At 70.1% G+C, this 19,591-nt stretch carries 15 protein-coding genes; 7 read left to right on the top strand and 8 right to left on the bottom strand.

Translation table 11 applies throughout. The annotated features are described in order from the left end of the window. Positions 1–10 precede the first annotated feature (10 nt). On the top strand, positions 11–625 hold the full coding sequence (locus ACZ6TB_RS17595; protein ID WP_465555508.1) for a GNAT family N-acetyltransferase: 615 nt from the start codon (positions 11–13) through the stop codon (positions 623–625). A 43-nt stretch (positions 626–668) separates the two neighbouring features. On the opposite strand, the gene ACZ6TB_RS17590 is transcribed toward ACZ6TB_RS17595, so the two are convergent. Next, positions 669–1,220: a hypothetical protein gene (locus tag ACZ6TB_RS17590; protein ID WP_465555506.1), complete on the bottom strand. Its 552-nt coding sequence runs from the start codon at positions 1,218–1,220 to the stop codon at positions 669–671. A gap of 576 nt (positions 1,221–1,796) precedes the next feature. Between ACZ6TB_RS17590 and ACZ6TB_RS17585 the strand changes: the two genes are divergently transcribed. Then, a complete protein-coding gene (locus ACZ6TB_RS17585) occupies positions 1,797–2,897 on the top strand; it encodes a lipase family protein (protein WP_465555504.1) in 1,101 nt (366 codons plus the stop codon). An 815-nt stretch (positions 2,898–3,712) separates the two neighbouring features. On the opposite strand, the gene ACZ6TB_RS17580 is transcribed toward ACZ6TB_RS17585, so the two are convergent. From ACZ6TB_RS17580 to ACZ6TB_RS17565, 4 genes are all read right to left on the bottom strand, one after another. Then, positions 3,713–4,765 (bottom strand): LacI family DNA-binding transcriptional regulator, encoded by a 1,053-nt coding sequence (locus ACZ6TB_RS17580; RefSeq protein ID WP_465555502.1) that lies wholly within the window; start codon positions 4,763–4,765, stop codon positions 3,713–3,715. 97 nt (positions 4,766–4,862) lie between these two features. Beyond that, positions 4,863–7,058, bottom strand: a complete 2,196-nt coding sequence (locus tag ACZ6TB_RS17575) for a carbohydrate-binding module family 20 domain-containing protein (RefSeq protein ID WP_465555500.1) — start codon at positions 7,056–7,058, stop codon at positions 4,863–4,865. Positions 7,059–7,224: 166 nt separating this feature from the next. Beyond that, a complete protein-coding gene (locus ACZ6TB_RS17570) occupies positions 7,225–8,241 on the bottom strand; it encodes a CU044_5270 family protein (protein ID WP_465555575.1) in 1,017 nt (338 codons plus the stop codon). An 86-nt stretch (positions 8,242–8,327) separates the two neighbouring features. Continuing rightward, entirely contained in the window at positions 8,328–8,864 is a 537-nt protein-coding gene (locus tag ACZ6TB_RS17565) for an RNA polymerase sigma factor (RefSeq protein ID WP_465555498.1), read from the bottom strand. Positions 8,865–8,991: 127 nt separating this feature from the next. Here ACZ6TB_RS17565 and ACZ6TB_RS17560 point away from each other — a divergent pair, with 127 nt between their 5' ends. From ACZ6TB_RS17560 to ACZ6TB_RS17550, 3 genes are read left to right on the top strand one after another with little or no spacing between them, the layout of a single operon-like run. Continuing rightward, positions 8,992–10,518, top strand: coding sequence for a diguanylate cyclase domain-containing protein (locus ACZ6TB_RS17560; RefSeq protein WP_465555496.1), 1,527 nt, complete (start codon positions 8,992–8,994; stop codon positions 10,516–10,518). Between the two features lie 27 nt (positions 10,519–10,545). Beyond that, a complete protein-coding gene (locus ACZ6TB_RS17555) occupies positions 10,546–11,907 on the top strand; it encodes an AbfB domain-containing protein (protein ID WP_465555494.1) in 1,362 nt (453 codons plus the stop codon). Between the two features lie 27 nt (positions 11,908–11,934). Further along, positions 11,935–13,239 (top strand): acyltransferase family protein, encoded by a 1,305-nt coding sequence (locus tag ACZ6TB_RS17550; protein WP_465555492.1) that lies wholly within the window; start codon positions 11,935–11,937, stop codon positions 13,237–13,239. 1,272 nt (positions 13,240–14,511) lie between these two features. On the opposite strand, the gene ACZ6TB_RS17545 is transcribed toward ACZ6TB_RS17550, so the two are convergent. Genes ACZ6TB_RS17545 through ACZ6TB_RS17535 form a run of 3 tightly spaced genes read right to left on the bottom strand, consistent with a single transcriptional unit; the run spans position 14,512 to position 17,037 of the window. Then, entirely contained in the window at positions 14,512–15,177 is a 666-nt protein-coding gene (locus ACZ6TB_RS17545) for a response regulator (RefSeq protein ID WP_465555490.1), read from the bottom strand. Further along, positions 15,174–16,250, bottom strand: coding sequence for a sensor histidine kinase (locus ACZ6TB_RS17540; protein ID WP_465555488.1), 1,077 nt, complete (start codon positions 16,248–16,250; stop codon positions 15,174–15,176). Before ACZ6TB_RS17540 ends, ACZ6TB_RS17545 begins: the two co-directional genes overlap by 4 nt. Before the next feature lie 10 nt (positions 16,251–16,260). Further along, positions 16,261–17,037, bottom strand: coding sequence for a DeoR/GlpR family DNA-binding transcription regulator (locus ACZ6TB_RS17535; protein WP_465555486.1), 777 nt, complete (start codon positions 17,035–17,037; stop codon positions 16,261–16,263). A 107-nt stretch (positions 17,038–17,144) separates the two neighbouring features. Here ACZ6TB_RS17535 and melA point away from each other — a divergent pair, with 107 nt between their 5' ends. Then, the gene (melA, locus tag ACZ6TB_RS17530) at positions 17,145–18,437 is read left to right on the top strand and encodes an alpha-galactosidase (RefSeq protein WP_465555484.1); all 1,293 of its coding nucleotides are present in this window, start codon (positions 17,145–17,147) and stop codon (positions 18,435–18,437) included. A 74-nt stretch (positions 18,438–18,511) separates the two neighbouring features. Further along, complete coding sequence (locus ACZ6TB_RS17525) at positions 18,512–19,393, top strand: SIS domain-containing protein (RefSeq protein ID WP_465555482.1); 882 nt, start codon at positions 18,512–18,514, stop codon at positions 19,391–19,393. Positions 19,394–19,591 lie beyond the last annotated feature (198 nt).

Genomic DNA, 19,591 nt, shown 5'->3' with positions numbered 1-19,591 from the left:
GGACACCCCGATGACGTACGCGGTGAAGGAGCTCGTGATCCGCGATCTGGCGCCGGTCGACACCGGCGAGATCACCCAGCTCGTCGCCGAAGCCATGCACGACGGCGCGGTCGCACGCTGGATGGAGCCCGATCCCGTGGTACGTCACCGGGGCAGTCCCGCCTACTTCGCCATCTTCGTCGAGCACGCGGCGAAGTACGGCGAGGTCTACGCGACGGCGGAGGGCGACACCGGCCGCCTGACCGGTGTCGCCCTCTGGTTCCCACTCACCGTGGCAATGCCCACGCCGGTCGACTACGAGCGCCGGCTGAAGGAGATCGCCGGAGACGCGTACGACCGCGCATGTCTTCTCGATGCGGCACTCGAGTCGGAGCATCCGATCGGACCGCACCACTACCTTGCTTTCCTGGCCGTGCGACCCGGCCGGCAAGGGCAAGGGCTGGGCAGTGCCCTGCTCGACCGGCATCACCGCCGCCTCGACGCGGCCGGCGTGCCGGCGTACCTCGAGGCCAACGAGCCCCGGAACCGTGACCTTTACCTGCGACACGGATACCGGGTCCGGTCCGTGATCGACCTTCCCGACGGGCCGCCACTCTGGACGATGTGGAGGCCGCCTATGGGATGACGCCGGCCGGACTCGTCAGGTCAGGCTCGTCAGGTCAGGCTCGTCAGGCCGCGGTCGGGAACTCGTACAGCCAGAAGGACTGCTGGTCGATCCGGCTGAACTTCATGCTCTCCGAGTTCCGGCTGATCATCAGTCGGAAGACGCGGGACATGTGGCGGACATCGTCGTTGTAGGAGCAGATGTCCAGCCCGACGAGACCGTTCTGGATCGACGCCACCAGGTACATCTGCTCGACCATCTGGACGAAAGCTTCGCGACCCTGGTGCTCGGGGCCCACGGCAATGAACCCGATGTACCAGATCTTGCGAGCCGCGTAGTGCTCCGGCCAGTGGCGTTCGAAGTACTGAGGTGAGATCAACGGAACGGCGTCGAGGTCGTTGGTGTAGGTGGTGATCCCGCACAGTGTGCCTTCGTCGGTGAGGGCAAGGTACTTGTCGACGCGGGTGTCACGCATGACCTCGTCGAACTCGGACCTGTACATCATGTGCCGCTGGACCGCGAGGGTGTTCAGCTCCTCGAACGCGTCCTGGTACAGCTGCCATGCAGCACTGTGCAGATCTTCATCGATGATCTGGTCGACAACTTTGATAAGCATGTTCTGCTCCCCCGCGGGACAAGGCGGCCCGCTTGCTCGCACTCACACTGATCAATGATCTGGTGTTCAACAGAGTACGAACAGTGATGGCCCGAACACAATGCGTGTTCGCCAAATGAGTGTGCCAATGTCGACGAGCGGGCTCCGTCGACCCCTAAACTGTGCAACTTGCGAGGTGACAGCCAATAAACCAGCACCGTACACATTGCACCCGATCGAGCGAATACCCCCTTACCAGCTCGATCATCCATCAGTCAAGATCGATTCCCCCGACCGCCGGTCGCCGTTAGGTGGCCGGCGGTTTTTCGTGGGTCATCGCCGGACTCCCCCGGCGCGGGCCGGACGCACCCGGCCAGGTGGCGCGGCAGGTCCGAGTTGTCCGAATCGGACACTGGCCTTTGCCGGCCCGGCGTTCAGCGTCGTTTCGCGCGCCATTTTCGGTCCGGCTCCGTGAACTGGACTTCTTGTATTGGTCTCCGAGTCCTACGCATCTGCGTACTTCAGCGAGCTCCGGTTATCGCCATACGCTGACTTCGGTTCTGATCATTCCCGCCCCACACCGGAAATGGAGCACGCGTGAAAACAAGTCCTCGGTTACTTCTCCTCGTTCTGCTGGGCGCCTGCGGGGTCCTCGTCGCGCCCGCCGGAGCCGCCTCGGCCGCGTCACTGCCCGGGATGGTGCTGACCTCGGCGACGGCCACCCTGCCGCCCGAGCTCGCGCCGCTGGCGACCGGCAAGCGCATCCAGTACATCTCCACCGACGTCAACGGCAGCCTCATCACCGCGACCGGGCTGATCATGACGCCCAAGACCAACAAGCAGAACAAGACCGTCGCCTGGGCGCACGGCACGACCGGCCTGGCCGACCAGTGCGCGCCGTCGACCAATCAGGCCGTGTTCTGGCCCGAGGCCCGCACCGCGGTGGCGGCGCTGCTGACCAAGGGCTGGACGGTGGCCGCCACCGACTACCCCGGGCTGGGCACGGCGCAGCAGCACCCATACCTGATCGGCGCCAGCGAGGCGCGCGCGATCATCGACAGCGTCAAGGCGGCCCGATACCTGGACTCCTCGCTCTCCGCCCTGTACGCAATCGACGGCCACTCACAGGGCGGCCAGGGCGCGCTGTTCGCGAGCCAGATCGCCCCGTCGTACGACGGAAACCTGGTCTTGAAGGGCACCGCCACGATCGCCCCGGTCTCCAACGTCGACGCGCTGGCCCCCCTGATCCCCGGCACGCCCGGCCAGGGCTACCTGGTGATGGGGCTGTACGGCTTGTCGGCCGTGGACGCCACCTTCAACCCGAACTCGGTGCTCGGCACCCAGGCGAAGGCCAAGCAGACGGTGCTGTCCACCGGTTGCCTGGAGCAGATCCTGGCGTCGTACCAGAACCTGACCGCAACCCAGCTCCTGATCGGAGGCGCCCTGCCCGCCGCCGTGGTGACCAAGCTGGCCCACTTCGACAACCCCGCGCAGAGCACTCCCACCGCGCCGATCCTGATCGTGCAGGGAACCGACGACGAGGCCGTGCCGTACTTCATCACCCATGACCTGCTGCTGCCCCAGCTACAGGCATACAGCCAGCCCGTCCAGTTCAACGAGATAGCCGGCGCCACGCACGACTCGGCCGTCATCCTCTCGGCCGGCGACGTGGCAAACTGGATCGCGGCCCGCCTCTGATCCCACCCCCGCTGGGCGGCGCCCGCCCGCGCCGCCGGGCCTTTGCTCTGCTTACCAATACGCGCGGATGACCATCCGCGCCGCCGGAGACGTGCAGCTCTGCTCACCCATACGCGCAGGCGACCGCCATCGCTCGCGCGCGACGGGCAGCTCTGCTTACCCATACGCGCAGGCGACCGCCATCGCTCGCGCGCGACGGGCAGCTCTGCTTACCCATACGCGCAGGCGACCGCCATCACCGTCGGAGACGTGCAGCTCTGCTTACCAATACGCGCGGGCGACCGCCATCGCCACCAGAGACGTGCAGCTCTGCTTACCAATACGCGCGGGCGACCGCCATCGACGCCGGAGACGTGCAGCTTCAACCAGGCCAACTCCGGCGAGGACGGCTACCCAAAGCTCTGCTCACCCATACGCGCGCGATGCGGGACGCGGACGCCGCCGCCGAAGGCGTGCGGCTCCCGCTCGCCCCCGCCTCCCGTTGTTACGCAACCCACCCTCGTCACTGGGTGGGGCAAGACTAGGGCCCGGCTACGACACTTTCCGCCAGTTATCCACCACGGCACGCGAGCTCGCCCACGACCCCACCCGCACGCGACGCTGGGCGGGAGGGCCGCGCGACGTCCGCTCGCCCGAACCGATCTCGCCGCTACGCACCCCACCCTCGTTACTGGGTGGGGTGAGATTGCGGCCCACGTACGACACTCTCCGCGGGTTATCCACAACGGGACGCGAACTCTCCGCATGACCCCAATGATGCGGAGCCCCAGGACGGCGACGCCCGACCCCAAAAGGCCGGGCCCGCCCGACCTCCCCTAAGCAGCCGGAACGTGTGGCTTGGAGAGACGGCGAGTCGGCGCCGCCGCCGTAGAGCCACGAACCACCAGCTCAGCCGGGAAAACGTACTCCGACCGAGGAGCAGCGTGTCCATTGATCTCGTCGACCAGCGCACGAACAGCGGCGTTACCCATCGCGGCCACCGGCTGGCGCAACGTTGTCAGCGGCGGGTCGGTGAAGGCGATCAGCGGGGAGTCGTCGAAGCCGACCACCGACAGGTCGCGCGGCACCTGCAGGCCTCGGCGGTGGGCGGCACGGATCGCGCCCAGGGCCATCAGGTCGGAGCCGCAGACCAGGGCCGTCACCTCGCGGTCGAGCAGCTGGCCGGCCGCCACCTCGCCGCCCTCGACGCCGAACAGGGTGAGCGCCACCAGCTCGTCGGGGGCTCGGTAGTCGTAGGACGGCACGTGGCGGCGCATGGCGCTGTGGTAGCCGTCGAGCTTGCGCTGGACCGCGCGGAAACGCTCGGGGCCGGAGACGAATCCGATGCGCTCGTGGCCGAGCGCGGCCAGGTGGGCGACGGCGGACTCGGCCGCCTGCTTGTCGTCGCACGAGATGAACGGGGCCGCGATGCCCTCGGCGAAGCCGTTCACGAAGACGATCGGCATCGGGCGGTCGATCAGGCGCTGGTAGCGCTCGTGGTCGGCGGTCGTGTCGGCGTGCAGGCCGGCCACGAAGACAATGCCGCTCACCTGGCGGTCGAGGAGCAACTCCAGGTACTCGTCCTCGGTGACGCCGCCGGGGGTCTGCGTGCACAGCACCGGCGTGTAGCCGGTCTGGGCCAGCGCCGACTCGATGATCTGGGCGAACGCCGGGAAGATCGGGTTTTCCAGCTCGGGGACGATCAGGCCGACCAGGCCGGCGCTGCGCTTGTGCAGCCGCTCGGGACGCTCGTAGCCGAGGACGTCGAGCGCGGTGAGGACGGCCTGGCGGGTGTCGGCCGAGACACCGGGGCGGTCGTTGAGGACGCGCGAAACCGTCGCCTCGCTGACGCCCGCCTGCCGGGCGATATCCGAGAGACGTGCACGCATGCGGTCACAATAACCCTTCACTAATTCCGATGCGCTCGGCTGAGCCGCAGGCCACGCCGGTCGTGGCGAGACTTGCCACGACCGGCGGGCGCGGAACCTACTTCCAGGTGTCGCTGACCGCGTACGAGGAAGCCGTACCCGTGGTATATGTCCGGTTGCTCCCGGACTCCCACGTGACGGCCCCGGCCGAGTCCTTCTTTATGTACTTGTACTGGAAGCTCGTGCTCCTCGGCACGGCCACCGCCCGGCTCCACGTCGGGTAGCTCGCCGCCGACAGCGGGATGGCGGACGCCGGGTCCCAGCTCCCGAGGGCGGCGATCGAGCCCACCACGTAGACATTGGTGCCGGTCGTGGTGGTGGCGGTCTCGTTGAAGGTGACCGCCGTGCCGCTCGCGACACCCCAGCTGTCGGTGAGCGTCACCGCCGAGGTGCCGGTCGTCGTGGTCCGGTTGGCGTTGCTCTCCCAGGTGACGTTGCCGGCCGCGTCCTTCTTTATGTACTTGTACTCGATCGCGGTGCCGGCGGGCAGAGCAAAAGTTCCCGACCAGATGGGGTACGAGGTGGCCGACAGCGCGACGGCGTTGCTGGTGTTCCAGCTGCCGAGCGCGGGAACGTTGCCGCTGACGTACACGTTCGTGCCGAGGGTCGTGGTCGCGTACTCATGGAAGGTGGCCGCCACCGTCGCGGGGTTGGAGGTGGGCGGCGTGGTCGGGGCGGTGGTCGGAGCGGTGGTCGGAGCCGTCGTGGGGGCGGTGGTGGGAGGAGTGGTCGTACCGCCGCCGGACTTCGCGTTGATGTCGATCGCCACCGCGCCGTTCGCCGGGATCGTCACCGAGGCCGTACCGCCGGCGACGGTGACCGAGGTGCCGGCGCAACCGGAACTGGAAGCCCCGCCGGTGATCCGGTCGCAGTACGTGCCATCGGCCAGGCCGGTGGTGTAGGTCGCGGTCGACGCGCTGCCCGAGCCGTTGATCCCGGCCCAGCCGAGCGACCCCCGGTGGAAGCCGATCACATTGGCGGCGGTCGCGGTGAAGTCGGAGACGGTGGTGACGGCCGCCGTCGCGTTGTGCCAGCCGACCATGCCCTTCACCCCGGTCGACTGGGTGATGCACTGCCAGGCGCCGCTCGTGCAGGACGTGTCGGCGACGAAGCCGTTCGCGTCGGCCGGCGGGGACTGGCCGGTGTTCGAGGTCGGGAACGTGAAGCCGTCATAGATGAACGGCTTGCCGTACGGGTAGGCGAGCAGGAAGTAGTTCGCCAGCGTGTACTTCGACCCGTCCATGTACCGCAACGTCGTCGCGTCCCGCTCGAGGTCGTGGTTGGTGACCATGGCGGCGGTCTGGGCGCTGGTCGCGTCGAGGCTCCACGAACCGATGGTGGCGAGGTTACTCAGGGTGCCGTTGGTGAACTGCGTCTTCAGGCCCATCGCGTACGAGAATCCGAGCACGCTGCCGTTCGAGGTGAACGCGGCCGGTTGCAGCTCGCTGTTGGTGGCGCCGGTGAAGATCTCCTGAGCGATGTACGGTGCCTTGCCCTCCGCCGTGGTCGGGTTCAGCATGCCGAGGATCGCCGCGAAGTCCGCCTTCGCGACGTGCTTGGCCGCGTCGACCCGGAAGCCGTCGACGCCGAGTCCGATGAGGTCGTTGAGGTACCCGGCGATCTTCGTGCGGACCGTGGCGCTCTGCGTCTTCAGGTCCGACAGCGAGAGCAGCATGCAGTTCTGCACCTCGGACGTGTTGTTCCAGTCGTCGATCACCCCGTCGTCGTCGGCGCAGTAGCCGTCGTTCGGGTGGTGGAAGTCGTCGTAGGAATACGGCACCGAGGGATAGGTGTAGCCGGTCGGGCTGAACGTCGAGCCGCCGTACGTGGTGGTGAGCGTGTTGTTCGAGCCGGCCATGTGGTTGACGACGGCGTCGGCGTACACCCGGACGCCCGCGTTGTGGCACGCGGTGACCATGGCCGAGAACTGCGCCCGGGTGCCGAACCGGCTGGTCAGGTTGTAGGAGACCGGCTGGTAGACCTCCCACCAGGGGTGGGCGCCGCCGTCGCTGGTGGCCAGGCTGACCGACTCGGCCGGCGGGGCGACCTGGACGGCGCCGTAACCGGCCGGGCCGAGCTGCTGGGTGCAGGCCGTGGAGATCGAGTTCCAGTTCCACGACCAGAGGTTGGCCGTCACGTCCGAGTTGTTGAGCGTGACGGCCGCGTGGGCGGTCATCGTCTGCACCGAGAACGCGACCAGGCCGCTGGCCGCGAGAACGGCCGCGGCGCCGATCGCACGCAGGCTTCGTTTCATGGCACTTCCTTGGGGTCCGGGGAGGAGGGGGTTACGACGAGAATGCTCGCCTGTTTCAAATACGTCAACAAGTTTCTGCAAAGTCTTGCAGTACCTGTGCGTCGTCTGTGGACATCCCCAGCTCAAACCCGTTGGAAGCTCTTTGCAAAGATCGTTTGCAAATGTTTCAGCGCGTCGGGGGCGCCTCCTCGGTGAAGCCGGCCTTCTCGATCACCGCGTAGTTCATGAGCGTGTCGCCGTGCCACGACTCGACGGCCAGGGCGCGCCCGTCATCCGGGTCCACGATCAGCCGGGTCTGGTCGTAGGCGACCCCGATGCCGGGCCTCCCCCGCTGGTCGGTGACGGCGCCGAGCAACCGAACCCCGGGAACAGAGGCGATCATCCGGTACGCGGCGGCCCGCACCGCCGCCCCGACCGGCAACTCGGTGACCAGCGCCTGGCCGCTCACGAAGAGGCGATAGTCCTCCGGCTCGTCCGGGCTCGTCTGCTGAAAGCGGTCGAGCAGCGCCTTGCGCAGGGCGACCGGTTCGGTCGGCAACGCGGCGAGCTCGGCGACGGTGATCGGGCTGCCGGTAAGCACCAGACCGGCCGGACCCTTCTTGATCCCCCGCTGCCCGCCCGGCGCCGTGATCACGAGAACGGCCGGCCCGGAGGTCGGCAGCCACCGTTCCAGGGTGTTCCGCCGATAGGTCCCCGCGCCGGTGCGCTCGCCCTGATCGACCCGGGTGTGCCAGTAGCGTCCCGCGGTCGCATCGTGTCCGGTCTGCTCCGCGGCGACCAGGAGAAACTCCCGAGCGGTCGTAAAGGTGGGCGCGCTCGTGCCGGCTTGGACCAGCGGGGTCGTGCCGGGCGAGTCCGGCCGGGCCACGACGACCGCCCCGGTCACGGCCGCGGCGACGGAGAGCGCGCCGGCCACGATCAGCCGACGCCGAACGCGAGCCGACGAACCGGCGCCGGGGCGCGTGGGGGTAAGCAGAGCCGGTGAACCGGCGCCGGGACGCGTGGAGGTACTGCCAGCCGGCGAACCAGCGCCGGGACGCGTCGAGGTACCGCCAGCCGACGAGCCGGCACCGGGACGCGTCGAGGTACCACCCGCCGATGGGCCGGCGCCGGGGCGCGCGGGGGTAAGCAGAGCTGCACGTCGGGGTGCGTATACGTGAGCAGAGCCGGGGGACTGGGCCATGATCTCGGCGGCGGTCGGGTGGGCGGCGGGGGGCTCGTCGAGGGCGGCGGGCCGGGCGGCGGCCACCCGGTTCATCAGGTCTTTCGTCATCGGGTCTTCTCCGTCGTGGGCTGAGGGATCTCGGCGGGGCGGGTGTCGAGGGCGGCGTGCAGGCGTTTGCGGGCCCGGTGCAAGCGGACGAAATAGGCGGCCACCGTGCAGCCGACCACCTGGGCGGCCTGGCGCGGGGTCAGGCCGTGCCAGGCGACCAGGGTGATCAGTTCGCGGTCGGGCTCGGTCAGGGCGCCCAGGGCGGCGAGCACGGCGACGCGGTCGGCCACGCCGTCGGCCACGTCGGCCTCGGCCTCGGTCACCCAGGCGCGCAGCTCGGCGGCCAGGCTCGCCTGGCGGGACTCGTCGCGGTAACGCTCGCGGATCACGTTGCGGGCCACGCCGAGCAGCCACGGCAGCGGGTCGGGCGGCATCGTGTCGAGCCGGCGCCAGGCCACCAGGAAGGTGTCGCCGACCACGTCGTCGGCGAGTTGGCGGCCGGCCCGGCTCACCGCGTACGCGTACACCTGGCGCCGGTGCGCGTCGTAGATCGCGGTGAACCGCCGTTCGGGGTCGGGGTCGGGGTCGGTCACAGCACTCCTGCTCCTCCGGGGGTGAAAAAGGGGGTGGAAGGTAAGCCGTCACCGAGTAGTGCGCCGGGATGGGCCGTTCTTACCGGCGGGTTCTCATGTCCGCCGCCGCATTGTCGATCAGAACCGCGTGGAGGCTCCCGCGGTGCGCAAGGACCCGGTGCTCATCGGCGCCGTGGTCTGGACGGCCGTGGCCGCGATCCTCTTCTTCGCGCTGGCCGGCGACTCGGTGGCGAGCACGACCTGGCAGGTCCGGACGTTCTGGTTCTTCCAGTTGCCACTCGACGCGCTCCTCGCGTACTCCTCCTGGCGTGTTTTCCGGGTCGCGACGGGCCCGACCCGCCGGTTCTGGGGCGTGCTCGGCAGCGTCGGAACGCTCTTCCTGTGCGGTGACTCGTTCCAGACCGTGCTCGTCTTCGTCATGAAACCGGGCTTCTGGTCGACGACCGGCGGCATCATCCAGTCGACCTGTCTCACCGTCGGCCTCGCCGCGATCGTCATCGCCATGCTCGTGCACCCGCATCCGGGCCGCTCGGGGCGGGAGCGGCTGGCGTTCTGGCTCGACTCGGCGAGCGTGCTGGTCGGCGGCGCGGTCATCGCCTGGTGCTTCGCGGTGAAGCCGGGACAGGTGAGCCGCACCGACACGCTGGCCACGCTCGGGGCCGCCGCCGTCGCGGTCGCGTCCACGTTCGCGGCCGTGAAGATGATCCTCAGCGGGAACGCGCCGATGCGGAAGTCGGCGGCCATCCCGATGATCACGTCGGCCGGGTTCACGCTGGTCGGGCTGTTCGTGGCGCCGCCCACGGTCGGCTCGCTGCCGGCCGGGGTCTACCTGGTGCGGCTGATGCCGTCGCTGCTGATCGCCCTCGGGCCACGGATCCAGGAGATCATCGCCCGGTTCGACCCGGTGCCGTTCGGCGAGCGCCGTCGCAAGCCGTACAGCCTCCTCCCGTACGGCTCGATCGTCATCGCCTTCGTCGCCCTCGTGGTGATCATGCCGGCCGGCGTCGACACGCGGCTGTGGGGCGTGGTGGCGGGGCTCGGGCTGATCTGCGCGCTCGTGGCCGGCCGGCAGCTCGCCGCCTTCCACGACAACACCGACCTGATCAAGCAACTGCGCGAGCAGGAGGACCGGCTGCGGCGCCAGACCGAGACCGACGGCCTGACCGGGCTCGCCAACCGCAGCCACTTCCGCGACCAGCTGGTCGCCGCGCTCGCGGAGCCGAGCGGGGTCTCGGTCGACGTGCTGCTGGTCGACCTGGACGGGTTCAAGGGCGTGAACGACACCCTCGGCCACGCCGCCGGCGACACGCTGCTGATCTCGGTGGCGGACAAGATGCGCGCCGCGCTGCGGGCCGGCGACGTGGCGGCCCGGCTCGGCGGCGACGAGTTCGCGGTGCTGCTCCACGGCTGCACCGGCGCCGAGGCCGAGCAGACCGCCGAGCGCATCCTCGATGCCCTCGCCCAGCCGGTCGAGCTGGCCGGCACCCCGGTCCGGGCCCGGGCGAGCATCGGCGCGGCCGCCGCGCAGCCGGGCGACCAGGTGCGCTCGCTGATGCGCCGGGCCGACATCGCGATGTACGCGGCCAAGTCGGCCGGCAAGGGGTGCTGGATGCGCTACGACGCCGAGATGGAGGCCGTCGCCTCTTTCCATTGACGGGCGTGATTGTTAACGTTAACGCCCATGTCACGCAAGCTCTGCGGTCCCGTCCTCGCCGCCCTTCTCGCCGTGGTTTTCGGCGCTGCCTCCCCCGCGGCCGCGGCCACCTACGCCGGCTACGCGATGGCGTACTTCACCGAGTCCCCCAACATGTCCGCCGCCAACTACGGCCTGCACATCGCGGTCAGCTCCGACGGCCTCAACTGGACCCCGACCAACCAGAACAACCCGCTCGTCACGCCGACCGCCGGCACGCTCGGCCTGCGCGACCCGTTCATCCTGCGCAAGCAGGACGGGACCTTCGAGATCCTGGCCACCGACCTCAACGGCACCGACTGGACTCAGCAGAGCCAGTACATCCACGTCTGGCAGTCCACCGACCTGCGCACCTTCACCAACTACCACCGGCTCAAGGTGCACTCGCTGGCCACCCACTCGTGGGCGCCCGAGGCGTTCTGGGACGCCGCCCGCGGCCAGTACGCGATCATCTACTCCGCGGTCAGCGGCGGGCGCAACGTGATCATGGTCGACTACACGACCGACTTCGCGACCGCGACCGGCCCGACCGTGTTCTTCGACCCCGGCTACGACGTGATCGACGGCGACCTGGCCAGCCAGGGCGGGGTCAACTACCTCTACTTCAAGGGCAACAGCACGTTGAACGCGGCCCGGTCGAGCTCGCTCAACCCGGGCAGCTTCACGACCTTCCTGACCGGGATCACGCCCGGCCGCGGGGTCGAGGCGCCCGAGCTGGTGCCGGCGCTCTCCGGCAGCGGCTACACGCTGTGGGGCGACACCTACAGCCCGAACGGACGCTTCTTCGCCTGGTCGACGAGTTCGCTGGCGTCCGGGTCGTGGACCCCGGTGAACGACCGGTCGTACACCCAGCCGCTCAACTCCAAGCACCCGGGCATCACGCCGATCACCTCGGCCGAGCTTTCCAAGCTGCTTTCCTCCGGTACGCCGTCCTGGAACCGGATCAAGTCCTACAACTTCCCGGGGCGCTACATCCGGCACGCCAACTACGTCGGACGGATCGACGAGTACCCGTTCGACCAATGGCCGGACCAGCAGTGGAAGCTGGTGGCCGGGCTGGCCGACAGCGCCGGGGTGTCCTTCCAGTCGGTCAACTACCCGGGCATGTACCTGCGGCACTCCAACTACGCGATGGTGCTGGCCACCAACGACGGCACGGCCAAGTTCGCCCAGGACGCGACGTTCACCAGGACGGCCGGGTTCGCCGACAGCACGTGGACGTCCTTCCGGTCGTACAACTATCCCGATCGATACCTGCGGCACGCGAACTACGTGCTGCGCATCGACCCGATCACCAGCTCGTCGCCGGCGACCGACAAGCAGGACGCGACGTTCCGGGTGGGGTACTAGCCCGGAGATCGCGAGTACCCTTCGCGGATGCCGCAGCGGAGGATGGCGTGGCTCGATGCGCTGCGCGCGGTCGCGGCCCTGCTCGTCGTGTACGCGCATCTGAGCCACTATCTGCTGCGCGGCGCCCGTGACGTCAGCGCCGAGTGGCTGCACGCCGGCCCGGCCGGGGTGATGTTGTTCTTCCTCGTGAGCGGCTACATCATCCCGGCATCGCTGGAGCGGCACGGCGACCTGCGCCGGTTCTGGATCGGCCGGCTGGCCCGGCTCTACCCGCTCTACCTGGTGGTCTGTGGTCTGGTGGCGGTGACACTGCCGCTGACCGGGGAGCAGGTGATCGCCCACCTGACGATGCTCCCGCAGCTGCTCGGCGCGCCCCTGGTGACGCCGGTGGTCTGGACGCTCAGCTTCGAGATGGCGTTCTACCTGCTCGTGGCGGCGCTGTTCGCCCTCGGCCGGCACCGGGACAGCGCCGTCGCGGCGATCGTGCTGGCCGTCGCCGGGGTGGCACTCGCGCCGCTCTCGTCCCGCGCCGTGGCCACCCCGCCGCTGCTGATCGCCCTCCTGCTGGCGGCGGGTCTCGCGGCCCTCGTCTCCCGCCGCAAGCTCGCCATGATCTCCGGTGCCGTGGTGCTGCTCGCCCTCGCGGTGGTGCTGCTGGTCGCCGGCCAGGACCCGTCGCACGTCTGGGACGGCCTGCTCATCCCGGCCGTGATGTTCGCCGGAACGGCCATCTACCGCGCCGCGGCCGGACAAATTCCGAAGTATCAGGCGGCAGTCGCCGCGGGGGTGGTGGCGGCCGCGCTGCTCGTGAACTGGTTCGCCGAGCTGGAGTCGCTGCACGCCCTCACCCCGAAGTACATGGCCCGGTCGGTGATCACGCTGCTGGTCATCGGCGGGACCTTCGCGATCGGCTTGGCCGGCCGGAATCGCCGGGTTCCGCGGTCGCTGGCCTGGGTCGGCGTGATCAGCTACTCGATCTACCTGATCCACGTGCCGCTGATCGGCCTGCTCGCCCCGGCGCTGACCGCGCTAGGCGACCGCCTTCGAGGGCCGGTCGAGCTGGTCGCCGTGGCCGGCTTCCTGGGGCTGCTCTTCGGCCTGTCGTGGCTGGCGCACCGCTTCATCGAGCTCCCCGGCCAGCGTCTGGGACACCGGCTCGCCGACGGATGGCCGGCGCGGGGCGGAAGCCCCGGCGGGCGAAGCGGCGTGCGGCGACCGGCGCAGCAGGGCGACGCCGAGCGCGGCGGTGGCGATCGCGATGCCGGCCAGGAACAGCCGGTCGGCGAGGGTCTCCGCGTTGCTGAGCAGGCCGAACAGGCTGTGCGCGACTAGCGCGCCGAAGGCGGCCGCGACCAGGTGCCTCGGGGTCCAGGCGAGCGTGCGCGCGGCGTGGATGGTGAACGCCACGATCAGGGCGGCGCCGGCCATCGGGAGCAGGGTCCAGTCCCCGTGGGTGAAGAGCGGGCGGTGGGCGGCGCCGAACGGCCAGAGCATCGCCAGGAAACCGAACGTCGTCACGGCGGCAATCGCGGCCAGGAACGGCGGGGCGGGCGGAACGAGGCTACCGACCGGCCGGATCTCGAGGCGCAGCGACAGCACGAGCACGGCGGCGGCCAGGACGGCGACGACCAGGATGGCGGCCAGGGGCATGGTGTAGCCGGGGTCCTCGTTCGGCGGGACGCTCAACCGCAGCAGGCCGGCGCCGAGCAGGGCGATCACGCCGCTCGCGATCAGGCCGCCGCGGCGCAGGTACGGGGCCGGGCCGTGGCCGCGGAACAGGAACTCGACCAGGATCACCGGGATCACGATGCTGAAGACCGGGTGGTAGACCAGGTTGAGCTCGGTGTACGCCGTGTTCACGCCCAGCAGCCGCGGCGCCCACGAGGCCGCGTCGTACAGGTGCGGGCTGGTCAGGCTCTGCAGCGCCAGGCCCTCCTCGACCAGGCCGTAGGCGACGCCGGCGATCAGCAGACTGCCGAGGCCGCCGCCGGTGCGCCGGACGATCTCGCGCAGGAACAGCGCGCCCGCCCCGTAGATCGGCACGAAGAGCGGCCACACCCACGCCTCCCGCAGCGACACCGTGCCCAGCGTGACCTCGGCGACCACCGGCGCGAGCAGCACGAGGGCGAGCGCGGCGCGCCGGTTGCGCGGCCGCGGGTCGGGGACGGCCGGGAAGGCGGCCCGCACGATCGGCCGGTTGGCCGCGACGATGAGGGTGGCCAGCAGGGCGAGCTGGGCCGCCTCGATCGGCCGCAGCCACAGCGGGTAGGCGCCGGAGAACAGCTGCCAGCCCACGGCGGCGAAACCGGCCACCGAGACGATCCGCACCCGGCGGTAGGCCCGCGGCGACCCGGCCCGCAGCCGGCGGATCACCCACACGTACAGGATCGCCACCACGAGGATCAGGATCTGGTTGGGCCCGAGCGCGACGGCGTGCGTGGCCAGGGCGAGAACGGTGACGGCGACGCTGGTGGCGATGCTCGCGACGAGCAGCACCACGACGAGGTGGATGGCCTTGAGCTGCTGTGGAGAGGTCATACCTCGACGGTAGAAATCCGGGCGGCCGCCTACGTCCGGCGCGAGACGGGTCTTGCCTCTACGACTTCAGGAGGAGGGTCGGGGGCGGACCAGGCCGAGGTCGTACGCGAGAACGACCGCCTGCACCCGATCGCGCACCTCGAGTTTCCGCAGGATCGCCGACACGTGCGTCTTGACCGTCGCCTCGGTGACCACCAGCCGTTCGGCGATCTCGGCGTTGGACGAGCCCCGGGCCAGCAGTGTCAGCACCTCGCGCTCCCGCTCGGTGAGCCGGTCGAGGCTGCCCGAGGGCGCGTCCGGCGTCACGTCGGTGACCAGGAACCGGTCGAGCAGCCGCCGGGTCGCCGTCGGCGCGAGCAGCGCGTCGCCGCCCGCCACCACCCGGATCGCCTCGACCAGGTCGGCCGGCCGCACGTCCTTGAGCAGGAAGCCGCTGGCCCCGGCCCGCAGCGCCGCGTAGAGGGGCTCCTCCAGGTCGTACGTGGTCAAAATAATGATCTTGGGCGGGTTCTCGGCCGCCGTGAGCCGGGCCGTGGCCGCGACGCCGTCGAGCCCGGGCATCCGCACGTCCATCAGGATCACGTCGGGGTGGGTCTGCCCGGCCAGCCGGATCGCCTGCTCGCCGTCGCCCGCCTCGCCGACCACCTCGAGGTCGTCGCGGGACTCGAGGATCATCCGGAAACCCGAGCGCACGAGGGCCTGGTCATCGGCGATCAGCACCTTGATGGTCACGACTCCTCCCGTACGGGCAAATGGGCGTCCACCTCGAAGCCGGCGCCATCGGTCCGGGGTCCGGCCGCGAGCGTGCCGCCCAGCAGCCCCGCCCGCTCCCGCATGCCGGCCAGCCCGTGGCCGCCGCCCGATTTCCACCCGGCCCCGCCCTTGCCGTCGTCGCGCACGCGCACCCGAACCTCCGCCTCGTCGATCCCCACCAGCACCTCGGCCCCCGTGGCCCGGGCATGCCGCAGCGTATTGGTCAGCGCCTCCTGGACGATCCGGTAGGCGCTGACCTGCACGCCCAGCGGCACCTCGCCCTCGCCCTCGCGGCGCACCGTGACCCGCAGCCCGGACTCGCCCATCGTCGCCGCCAGCCGGTCCACATCGGCCAGTGTCGGCTGCGGCGCCGCGTCGTCCTCGTTCTCGGCGCGCACCGTGCGCAGGAAACCGCGCAGCTCGGCCAGCGCCTGCCGGCCGGCCTCCTCGGTACGCCGCAGCGCCTCCCGCGCCCGGACCGGGTTCGACTCGAAGACGTCGTCGGCCGCCGCCGCCTGCACCACCATCACCGACACCGTGTGGGACAGGATGTCGTGCAGGTCGCGGGCGATCCGGGCACGCTCCTCGAGCACCGCCTGCCGCCGCTCGGCCACCCGCCGCTCGCCGCGCGCCCGCACCAGCGCGCCCCAGCTCCAGGCGAGCAGCACCGCGCCGAACCACAGGGCGGCCGCGACCCAGCGCTGGTGCGCCAGCGGCGGTCCGCACACGGCGACGACGGCGAGGCCGAGGATCCAGAGCGTCTCGGCGGCGGGGCGCAGCCACGCGTACGTGCAGAGGACGACGAACGCGATGCCCGGGCCGAAGGAGGGCGCCAGCACCTGGAAGGCGCCGCTCACCAGGAGCACGACCGCGGTGCCGAGCCGGGGGTGGGCGTCCAGCCACCACACCGCGGCGGCCTGCACCGCGATTAACGCGACTGCCGCGATTTTTGCCGTTATATCGGACAGAAGGAACAGGACCGGCACAGACGCCGCTATCGAGGCGAGGGTGAACAGCGCGCGCCAGCGCTCGGGCAGGCGGGCGGTGTACATGCGGCCGATCCTAGGTGCCGGCGACGATCACCTCGGTGCCGGTTCGGCGAATCGCCTCCACGCCGGCCGGGTCCGCGGTCGAGTCGGTGACGAGCGCCGACACGTCGGTGACCGGGCAGATCCCGGCCAGGCAGACCTTGCCCACCTTCGATCCGTCGGCCACCACGATCACCCGGTCGGCGCGGCGGATCATCGTGGCGTTCGTGTTCGCCTCGATCTCGTCGTGCGTGGTGAGGCCGCCCCGGGCGCTGATCCCGTCCACCCCGACGACCGCCACCGCCATGTTGAGGCCCTTGAGCGCCTGGTCGGCGATCGGGCCGACGAGCTCGTACGACTGGGTGCGCGACACCCCGCCCGTCATGATCAGCTTGAGCCGGGGGCGCAGGGCCAGCTCGGCCGCGATGTTCAGCGCGTTGGTCACCACCGTGAGGTCGACCCGCTCGGCGAGCAGCCGGGCCAGCAGGTGCGTGGTGGTGCCGCCGGTCAGGCCGAGCGTGAGCGGGCCCCGCGGCAGCAGGTCGGCGACGGTCTTGGCGACCAGCGCCTTCTCCTCGCGGTGCTGGCCGACCCGGTAGCGCACCGGCAGCTCGTAGGCCACGTCGACGGCGACCGCGCCGCCGTGGGTGCGCGACAGCAGCCGCTGGTCCTCGAGCACCTGGAGGTCACGGCGGATCGTGGCGGGCGAGACCCGGAACTCGTCGGCGAGGTGCCCGGCGTCGACCGAGCCGTGGCTGGCGACGCGCTCGAGGATGGCCGACACCCGGTCGGCCCGGCGCAGCGAACTCATTGATCCTCTTAACCCTATTGATCAAACGCGCAGTCAATGTAGTTCGTTTTCAAGCGATACACCAGTTGCTATTGCGCGCTCTTGGCGGAGACGCCAAGAATCCCGCCATGACAGTGATCGCCTTCCTGGGCGCCGGCAGCGTCGTCTTCACGCGCGAGCTGCTGGCCGACATCCTCTCCTTCCCCGAGCTGGGGGACGTGACCCTGGCCCTGCACGACATCGACACCGAACGACTCGAGACGGCCGAGGCGATCGCCCGGCGCACCGCCGACCAGCTCGGCTGCCGCCCGGTGATCACCACGAGCCTCGACCGGCGGCGGGCGCTCGAGGGCGCCGACTTCGTCATCAACTCGATCCAGGTCGGCATGTACGCGGCGACCGTGCGCGACTTCGAGATCCCGGCCAAGTACGGCCTGCGGCAGACGATCGCCGACACGCTCGGGGTCGGCGGCATCTTCCGCGCTCTCCGGACCTTCCCCGTTCTGGACGGGATAGCGCGGGACATCGCCGAGGTCTGTCCCGACGCATGGCTGCTCAACTACACGAACCCGATGGCGATGAACGTGGCCTACCTGGCCGCCGCCGCGCCGGCCGTGAAAGCCGTCGGACTCTGCCACTCGGTCTTCTGGACGGTGCACGATCTCGCGCAGTTGCTGGACGTGCCCCTCGACGAGATCGACTACCTGGGCGCGGGACTCAACCACCAGTCCTGGCTCCTCCGCTTCGAGCACCGCGGCGAATCGCTCTATCCGAAGCTCGACGAGCTGCTCGAACGCGACCCCGAGATGCGCCGGCGGGTGCGGATGGACATGTACCGCCGGCTCGGCTACTTCCCGACCGAGACCAGCGAGCACTCGTCCGAGTACGTCCCCTGGTACCTGCACCACGACGAGGAGATCGCCCGGCTGCGCATCCCGGTCGGCGACTATCTGCAGATCAGCGCCGACAACGTGGCGGAGTACCAATCCGTCCGCGAGGCCATGAAGCGGGGCGAGAAACTCGACCTCACCCGCGAGGCCACCGAGTACGCGCCGCAGGTCATCCACAGCGTGGTGACCGGAACCATGCGCCGGATCCACGCCAACGTCGCCAACCGCGGCCTGATCAGCAACCTGCCCGCGGACTACGCCGTCGAGGTGCCGTGCGTGGTCGACCGGCTGGGCGTGCGGCCCGAGCGGGTCGGCGACCTGCCCGTGCAGTGCGCGGCGCTCAACCGGAGCTTCGCGAGCGTGGGTCAGCTGACCGTGCGGGCCGCGCTGACCGGCGACAAGCGGATGGTGCGACAGGCCGCCATGGTCGACCCGAACACGGCCGCCACGCTCACCGTCGACCAGATCTGGGAGTTGTGCGACGAGCTCACGGCCGCGCACGGCGACCTGATGCCGGCGGCGCTGCGGTAGCAACGCACACTCTGGACTGTTCGTTTGATGCGCACATCTTGTGAAGCGAGCGTAAACGAGCATAATCCTCGAACATGAATGACACCGCGGCCGAGATCGCCAGCCAGCCGGACGTCTGGCTGCAGAGCCTGGCCCGCACCGGCCAGGCCCAGGACGAGCTGATCGCTCCCGGCGAGCGGATGCTCGTGCTCGGCTGCGGCACCTCGTGGTTCGTCGCGCAGAGCCTCGCGGAGCTGCGCGAACGAGCCGGCTTCGGGGAGACCGACGCGATCTGCGCGTCGGAGTTCCTCCCCCGCCGGCACTACGACCGGATCGTCGCGGTCACCCGTTCCGGCACCTCGACCGAGGTGCTCGAGGCGCTCCGCATGATTCCGTCCTCGACCCGCACGGTCGCGATCACCGCGGTCCGCGGCGAGCCGGTCGACGACCTCACGAGCGCTCAGCTCGTCCTCGACTTCGCGGACGAGCGCAGCGTCGTGCAGACCCGGTTCCCCACGACCGTGCTGGCGCTGGCCCGGCACGCGTTCGGGGAGAACCTCGAACCGGTCGTGGCGGACGGCCGGGCCGCGCTGACCGAGGCGCTGCCCGCCGACCCCGCCGGCATCGACCACCTGGTCTTCCTCGGCACCGGCTGGACGTTCGGGCTCGCCAACGAGGCGGCGCTCAAGGTGCGCGAGGCCGCCCAGGCGTACTCGGAGTCCTACCCGGCCCGCGACTTCCGGCACGGCCCGGTCGCCGTGGCCGGTCCCCGCTCGCTGGTCTGGTCGATCGGCGACACGGACCCGGAGCTGGACGAGGTCATCGAAAGCGCGGGCGCCGTCGCGTACCGGAATCGCATGGATCCTCTCGCCCAGCTCGTTCTCGCCCAGCGTTTCGCGCTCGCCCTGGCCGCGCACCGCGGTCTTGACCCCGATCAACCCCGACTGCTCACCCGATCCGTCGTGCTGACCCCCTGAGTCCACCCGAGACGAACATCGAGGTGCTTGACCATGACATCCCTTCGGCGCGGCCGGTCGTTCCGGCTGCTGGCTAGGGGGGGGGGGGGGGGGGGGGCGGTCTCCGCCCTCCCGGGAGGAACAAACCACAAAAAAAAAAAAACCACCACAGGACCAAACCCAAAAACGAAAAGCGAAACCAACCCGCGGACCAGGCAA

The organism is Actinoplanes sp. NPDC051537, assembly GCF_055586105.1.
Note: the sequence above shows the minus strand (reverse complement) of the source record. Positions and strands in the feature narration are given on the sequence as shown.